This window comes from Streptococcus sp. DD11 (genome assembly GCF_001578865.1).
Lineage (GTDB): Bacteria > Bacillota > Bacilli > Lactobacillales > Streptococcaceae > Streptococcus > Streptococcus panodentis.
Map to the genome: position 1 here is coordinate 74,120 of NZ_KQ969393.1, position 6,862 is coordinate 80,981.

Consider the following 6,862-nt stretch of genomic DNA (forward strand, 5'->3'; position numbering starts at 1 on the left):
GAACTGGCGTTACTTTGATGCCAAGGGTGTTATGGCCAGAGGCTTGGTAACGCTGGAGGGCAAGGTGAAATTCTTTGATCAGGATGGTTTCCAAGTCAAGGGGAAGATGGCGAGGGCCAAGGACGGCAAGCTCCGCTACTTTGACAAGGACTCTGGTGAGCTAGTCTTCAACCGCTTTGCACAGGAAGGCGACAGCAACAACTGGTATTACTTCGGCTCAGACGGCACTGCACTGACAGGTCTCCAGACGATTGGCAAGCAAACCCTTTACTTTGATACTGACGGTAAGCAGGTCAAGGGGAAAGTGGTGACACTGGCAGATAAGTCTATCCGTTATTTTGATGCGGATTCAGGCGAAATGGCTGTCAGCAAATTTGTCGAAGCAGCCAAGAATATTTGGTATTACTTTGACCAAGCTGGAAAAGCAGTAACAGGCCTGCAGACGATTAATCAGCAGATTCTTTACTTCAACCAAGACGGCAGCCAGGTCAAGGGTCAGCTGATTAAGAACGATAAAGGGCAGTATTTCTACTTTGATGCAGATTCAGGCGAGCTGGTGACCAACCGCTTTGCAGAACCCACTCCAAATGCTTGGTATTACTTTGGCCAGGACGGTGTGGCGTATACCGGAGCGAGACGGATTGGCAAGCAAAATCTTTACTTTGATGCCAACGGCAAGCAGGTTAAAGGGCAGTTAGTGGCTGTATCCGGTAAAAATTACTATTACGATGCCGATTCTGGTGAACAGGCCGTCAGCAAGTTTGTTGAGGTGACGCCAACTGTTTGGTATTACTTCGGTCAGGACGGCGCTGCTTACACCGGTGCAAAGCGCATCAACGGCCAAGACCTTTACTTTGATGCTGACGGCAAGCAGGTCAAGGGTCAGGTGAGATATGTCAATGGTGCTTATCGCTATTATGATCCAAACTCCGGCGCCATGGTCCGCAACAAGTGGATTCAGCTGGATGACGGTACTTGGTACTACTTTGACCACAGCGGCCGGGGCAGACGCTTCAACTGGGTATAAGGTAAGTGAAATTTGAACTTTTAGCTTTCTGATACACAAAAAACGATAACTTCCAAATGATGAGTTATCGTTTTTTATCATCTTTTAGTTTGCTGTTCCTTCCAAGACAATAGGATTGAATTCATCGGGCTTCTTTTATATCGTTCTTTCTTTCAAGAGACAGGAACAGAGCCATCACGCCGATAAAGCTGAAGATTAGCCAGCTAGCCTTCATATTCCAAAGAGCCAGACTGGAGAAGATCATAGTCCCCAGAGGAACGGAGAAGGAAAGAGCAGACTTAGGAAGCTGGAAGTCTGAGCGAGAACGTTGGAAGGCAGCTTGCTCAGCAAGAGAGTGTTGATTTTTGGGTTGATCTTGCCGGAGATATAAGCAAGTAAAAAGCCGAAAGCAATGCCGACGAAAACAGGAAGGTGCAAGAAGTTGCTGACAGCAAGCAGAATCATCATAAGGGCGGCCCAGATGATGAGCTGATGGAGTGCTAAACGGCTGAAGTAATCGTTGGGAGTCAGACTCGCGATGATCATGGCTAGGACAAGCGTCGTCTGAAGAATCAAGAGCGACTGGCTAAAAGATAGATGAAAGATGGGGTTGTCTAGCAAGTAGAGATTATAAAGAGCCATCAGAGAACCTGCCATAGCGTTGATGACCAAGATTTGCGCCAGCAGTTTGAGAAAGTTATTAGAGCCCTCCTGCTCAAAGATGAGTTTGGACGATGTATACATTTTTTTCAGTTCTTCCTTGAGTGGAGGCTTATTCTCAGAAATAGCTGCTGGATCATGGGTCAATCGACGTCGGACGAGATAGAGGGTGGTAGAGGAGAGCAGGAAGGTTAAAGAATTGACTAAAGCGACTAGGAAAAAGTTTTGCTGGCTGATCGCTAAGAGCCAAACTCCTAAAGCCTGACCAGCTAGACTACAAAGAAAACTGATAAGCTGGGTAAAGGAGAAGGCCTCCATTAGATCTTGCTCGGGAATGTTCTTTTTCAAAATTGGCATCTGCAGACCACTTCGATAGTCGCTGATAATATCAGAAAGAATATTCATGAAGCAGACCACTGAAAAGGCTAGATAAGAGCTGGAACGAGTCATAAAGGCGACAAGGATAAAGAGCAGGGCTTGCACATAGCCAAAATGAATCAGCCAACGAGCTTTATGGACGGTCTTATCAGCTTTGATACCGACAAAAATAGTAAAGAAAGTCGGAACCAGAACGATGAAATTAGCCAGGGCAATGGCAAACTTGGGATTGGGCATGCTGGAAGCAAATACAACAAAAACAATATTGAAAATAGAAGCTCCCAAGGTATTGAAGATTCGGGAGAGGCTGATAAAAGCAAATAATGTATTCCGTAAGGCAAGTTTCATACAAATCTCCTTTAGCAATGAATTGCTTGAAAAATTTTTCAAATATAATCTATAACTGCAAGGTCTTGACAGCTTTGATTATAGCAGGATAGAGCCTGATTGCAAGAGCTTTTCCGCAAGTGGTCAGGTCTCCTAGGTAAGTGGTCAGATTCTGAAAGTGACTTGCGAGAGCTCTTTTGAGTTTTAGTATAAAATAGAAAGCAGAGTACTTGTTGCATTGATTCAGCGATTTTTAGAGTAAAGCTGTTAACGTCAGCAGAGTCTGTCCCACCGCCATCAAAAACTCCGCTTTCTAATTGAGAATTATCCGCCAGTCGCCTCGGATAAAGAAATATGCCTGGCCTCTCGAAAAATCTAAAAACCTGTCCTAGATGTTTCATCGTCTTCCCTCCTTGCACTTGCTCATAACAAAATAATTTTCAATAACAGAAGAGCGGCCAAACATGATATAATAAAAGAAAAAAACAAAGAGGAACTTATGTTGAACATACAAGAAATTCGCAAAAATCCAGACGGGCTGGCTTTTGATAAAAAGCTGGACTTGACAGAAGAGCTGAAAGGGCGCAATGCTGAAATTTTAGATGTTCAGGGGATTGTAGCCAGCGGCAAAGCCCAGTATGAGGACGGCCTGTATTTTCTGGACTACGACCTGTCCTACACCATCACCCTTGCTTCCAGCCGCAGTATGGAGCCGGTGGAGCTGCAGGAGTCTTACTTGGTCAATGAAGTCTTCATGGAAGAAAGCAAGACGGCCTCGCAGGAGCTGATTGATCAAGATCTGGTCCTGCCCATTGAAAAGGGTGAAATCAATCTGGCTGAAAGTGTGGCTGATAATATTCTCCTTCATATCCCTTTGAAAATCCTGACCGCAGCAGAAGAAGCCGGCCAGGGATTTCTGTCCGGTCAGGATTGGCAGGTTATGACAGAGGAAGAATTTGCCGCAGCTCAGGCCGCCAAAAAAGAAGAAAACAGCCCTTTTGCTGACTTGCAAGGCCTCTTTGATGAATGATTTTGCAAAAATAAAAAAGTTTGAAAATTCAAACTGTTGCAGAGCCTTTGACGAAAGTAGATAAAATTACCATGTAGGGTGAAGGAAATGCCTCTAAGATGGTTGGCGATATTATGCAGAGCATTGATCAGGTATCGCAAGGGGCAGGATTTGATATCCGTCAGCTGCTGGCAGGAGCTTTAGGCGTTCATATGACAGTTAATAAACTCAGGCAAGAGGAACAGCCTGTGATCGAAGCGGAAAATCTTGAAACGGATAAAAAGTAATATAGACTGCACAGACAAGTCGTCACGAGCGATTTGTCTTTTGTATGTAAAAAAATGAATCGAATGAATCCATGCTCCATAAAATCCGTCAGTAAGGCGGGCAGGAGTCAGATGCAGGAGGTATAGGCGTTCAGCAAGACAATCTAACAACGTAATCAAAGATAAACTAAATGACGATAAAAATAAAGGAGGCCGGGCTAAAACACTGTTCATTACCCACTCTCCCAATCCGTCTCCGACTTAATACTTTCTTTTAAGGCTTAAAAATGATAAAATAAAACAAACTAAGTATAGGAGAACAAAATGACAAAAGCAAACTTTGGTGTTGTCGGTATGGCTGTTATGGGCCGCAATCTGGCTCTCAATATCGAATCCCGCGGCTATACAGTAGCGATTTACAACCGCTCTGCCAATAAGACAGAAGATGTGGTAAAGAGCCATCCTGAAAAGAATTTTGTACCCAGCTATGATGTGGAATCGTTTGTAAATTCTATTGAAAAACCACGCCGTATCATGCTCATGGTGCAGGCAGGTCCGGGTACTGATGCGACCATTCAGGCCCTTCTGCCTCACTTGGACAAGGGGGATATTCTGATTGACGGCGGCAATACTTTCTACAAGGACACCATCCGCCGCAATGAAGAGCTGGCTAACTCAGGCATCAACTTCATCGGTACAGGTGTTTCCGGCGGAGAAAAAGGAGCTCTGGAAGGTCCTTCTATCATGCCGGGCGGCCAAAAAGAAGCCTATGAGCTGGTTGCAGATGTTTTGGAAGAAATCTCTGCCAAGGCTCCAGAAGACGGAGCGCCTTGTGTGACCTACATCGGTCCTGACGGGGCCGGCCACTATGTCAAAATGGTCCACAACGGCATTGAGTACGGTGATATGCAGCTTATCGCTGAAAGCTATGACCTCATGCAGAACCTGCTGGGCCTGTCTGCTGCTGAAATGGCTGCTATCTTCACTGAGTGGAACAAGGGTGAGCTGGACAGCTATCTGATTGAAATCACTGCTGACATCTTGACCCGCAAGGATGATGAAGGGCAGGACGGCCCGATTGTGGACTATATTTTGGATGCTGCCGGCAATAAGGGAACAGGGAAATGGACCAGCCAGTCCTCACTGGATTTGGGTGTGCCTCTGCCTCTCATTACGGAGTCAGTCTTTGCCCGCTATATCTCCACCTACAAGGATGAGCGGGTACAGGCCAGCAAGGTACTGCCAAAACCAGCTGCCTTCACATTTAGCGGAGACAGGGCAGAGCTGATTGAAAAAATCCGTCAGGCTCTCTATTTCTCCAAAATCATGTCCTATGCCCAAGGCTTTGCTCAGCTGCGCGTAGCGTCTAAAGAAAACAAGTGGAATCTGCCTTTTGGTGAGATTGCTTCTATCTGGCGTGCCGGCTGTATTATCCGTGCCCGCTTCCTGCAAAAGATTACCGATGCATACAGTCGCGATGCGGATTTGGCGAATCTGCTCCTTGATGAATACTTCATAGACATCACTGCTAAATACCAGCAGGCGGTCCGTGATGTAGTCAGTTTGGCAGTTCAGGCAGGTGTTCCGGTACCGACTTTCTCCAGTGCGATTGCTTATTTTGACAGCTACCGGGCGGAAAATCTGCCGGCTAACCTGATTCAGGCTCAGCGCGATTACTTCGGTGCCCATACCTATGAGCGCAAAGACAAAGAAGGTATTTACCACTATTCTTGGTACGACGAAAAATAGGATAAGCCAATGGCGAAGCGAATTTTACTAGTAGAAAATGAAAAGAATCTTGCTCGGTTTGTCAGTCTGGAACTGCAAAAAGAAAGCTTTATCGTAGATGTGGCAGAGACTGGTCAGGAAGGTCTGAAGCTGACGAAGGAGACGGACTATGACTTGCTTTTGCTCAATGATGACCTGCAGGATATGACAGCCTCTGACTTTGCGGAGCGGCTGAGTGTCTTCAAGCCAGCCTCTGTGATTATCGTGCTGGTCAGCCGTGAGGAATTAGCAGAGCGGCTGGAGGCGATTCAGCATTTTGCTGTATCATATATGGTGAAGCCTTTTATCATCAGCGATTTGGTGGAGCGCGTGTCCGTTATTTTCCGGGGGCGGGACTTCATTGATCAGCACTGCAGTCTCCTGAAAATTCCGACTTCTTACCGTAATCTGCGGGTAGATCTTAAAAATCATACGGTTTACCGCGGTGAGGAAGTCATTGCCCTGACGCGGCGTGAATACGACCTGCTGGTCACTCTCATGGGCAGCAACAAAGTGATGAGCCGGGAACAGCTTCTGGAGCGGGTCTGGAAATACGAAGGTGCCACAGAAACCAATGTGGTGGATGTCTATATTCGCTATCTGCGCGGTAAAATTGATGTAGCCGGCCAGCCCAGCTATATCAAGACGGTTCGCGGTGTCGGCTATGCTATGCAAGAATAAACATGAAGTTCTGATTTCTTAAGGAAGTCAGAACTTTTTTAATGGTCTATCATGACTATAATGCTCGAAGAAGATCAGCAGTCAACTAGGCAGAAGCAGGCAGGATGGCGGTTAGCTGCTCATCCAGTCGCGGGAAATCCCAAAAAGGTTTCTCTAACTCCTGCTGTAACTTCCGTGAGGAAATGTCTTAAAAGTAAGGCAAAGCGACATTGATTTGATTTGCAGAGATTTTCGAAGAGTATAAAATTGAAAGAGGGTCGCATAATCATTCTCTCCTTGAACGGCTGTTCTATGCAATCGTTTTCTTGTCCAAAAATAAAAACTCTGCTAAAAGAAGGGAGATTTTTCTATAGCAAAGCCCAAAAGCTGTAAATATTTTTATAAAAGCCTTTACAAAACTAAAATTAATGGTATAATAAGGTTAGAATTAATGCAAACGATTTCATAAAAACTGTTTGCAAACATAAAAGGAGGTCTGGATGATGAAAGAATCATTCAAAGGCATTTTCACTTTTGAATTTTGGCAAAAATTCGGAAAAGCTTTAATGGTGGTCATTGCGGTTATGCCTGCGGCAGGGCTGATGATCAGTATTGGGAAGTCGATTCCTATGATAAATCCCAATCTGGGATTTTTGGTCACGACCGGCGGTGTCCTAGAGCAAATCGGCTGGGGCGTTATCGGCAATCTGCATATTCTTTTTGCGCTGGCTATCGGCGGCAGCTGGGCTAAAGAGCGTGCCGGCGGGGCCTTTGCAGCCGGCCTGTCTT

At 45.7% G+C, this 6,862-nt stretch carries 3 protein-coding genes and 4 pseudogenes; 6 read left to right on the forward strand and 1 reads right to left on the reverse strand.

The window, feature by feature from the left end:
* A pseudogene (locus STRDD11_RS14140) lies at positions 1–1,027 on the forward strand (glucosyltransferase); the annotation flags it as partial.
* A 121-nt stretch (positions 1,028–1,148) separates the two neighbouring features.
* Here STRDD11_RS14140 and STRDD11_RS03640 read toward each other — a convergent pair.
* Positions 1,149–2,392: pseudogene (locus STRDD11_RS03640) on the reverse strand (MFS transporter).
* A 478-nt stretch (positions 2,393–2,870) separates the two neighbouring features.
* Here STRDD11_RS03640 and STRDD11_RS03645 point away from each other — a divergent pair.
* The 5 genes and pseudogenes from STRDD11_RS03645 to STRDD11_RS03665 all read left to right on the forward strand — a co-directional run.
* Positions 2,871–3,401, forward strand: a complete 531-nt coding sequence (locus STRDD11_RS03645; protein WP_128835510.1) for a DUF177 domain-containing protein — start codon at positions 2,871–2,873, stop codon at positions 3,399–3,401.
* A 35-nt stretch (positions 3,402–3,436) separates the two neighbouring features.
* Positions 3,437–3,667: pseudogene (locus STRDD11_RS03650) on the forward strand (flotillin family protein); the annotation flags it as partial.
* A gap of 303 nt (positions 3,668–3,970) precedes the next feature.
* Complete coding sequence (gndA, locus tag STRDD11_RS03655) at positions 3,971–5,395, forward strand: NADP-dependent phosphogluconate dehydrogenase (RefSeq protein ID WP_128835512.1); 1,425 nt, start codon at positions 3,971–3,973, stop codon at positions 5,393–5,395.
* A 9-nt stretch (positions 5,396–5,404) separates the two neighbouring features.
* Positions 5,405–6,094 carry a response regulator transcription factor gene (locus STRDD11_RS03660; RefSeq protein ID WP_128835514.1) on the forward strand — a complete coding sequence of 230 codons (690 nt, stop codon included), beginning with the start codon at positions 5,405–5,407 and terminating at the stop codon, positions 6,092–6,094.
* A 479-nt stretch (positions 6,095–6,573) separates the two neighbouring features.
* Positions 6,574–6,862, forward strand: a pseudogene (locus tag STRDD11_RS03665) (PTS transporter subunit EIIC); the annotation flags it as partial.

Excerpts from the sequence above, each read along its gene's own strand:
- STRDD11_RS03645 (WP_128835510.1), top strand. The coding sequence starts at position 2,871 with ATGTTGAACATACAAGAAATTCGCAAAAATCCAGACGGGCTGGCTTTT.
- STRDD11_RS03660 (WP_128835514.1), top strand. The coding sequence starts at position 5,405 with ATGGCGAAGCGAATTTTACTAGTAGAAAATGAAAAGAATCTTGCTCGG.
- gndA (WP_128835512.1), top strand. The coding sequence starts at position 3,971 with ATGACAAAAGCAAACTTTGGTGTTGTCGGTATGGCTGTTATGGGCCGC.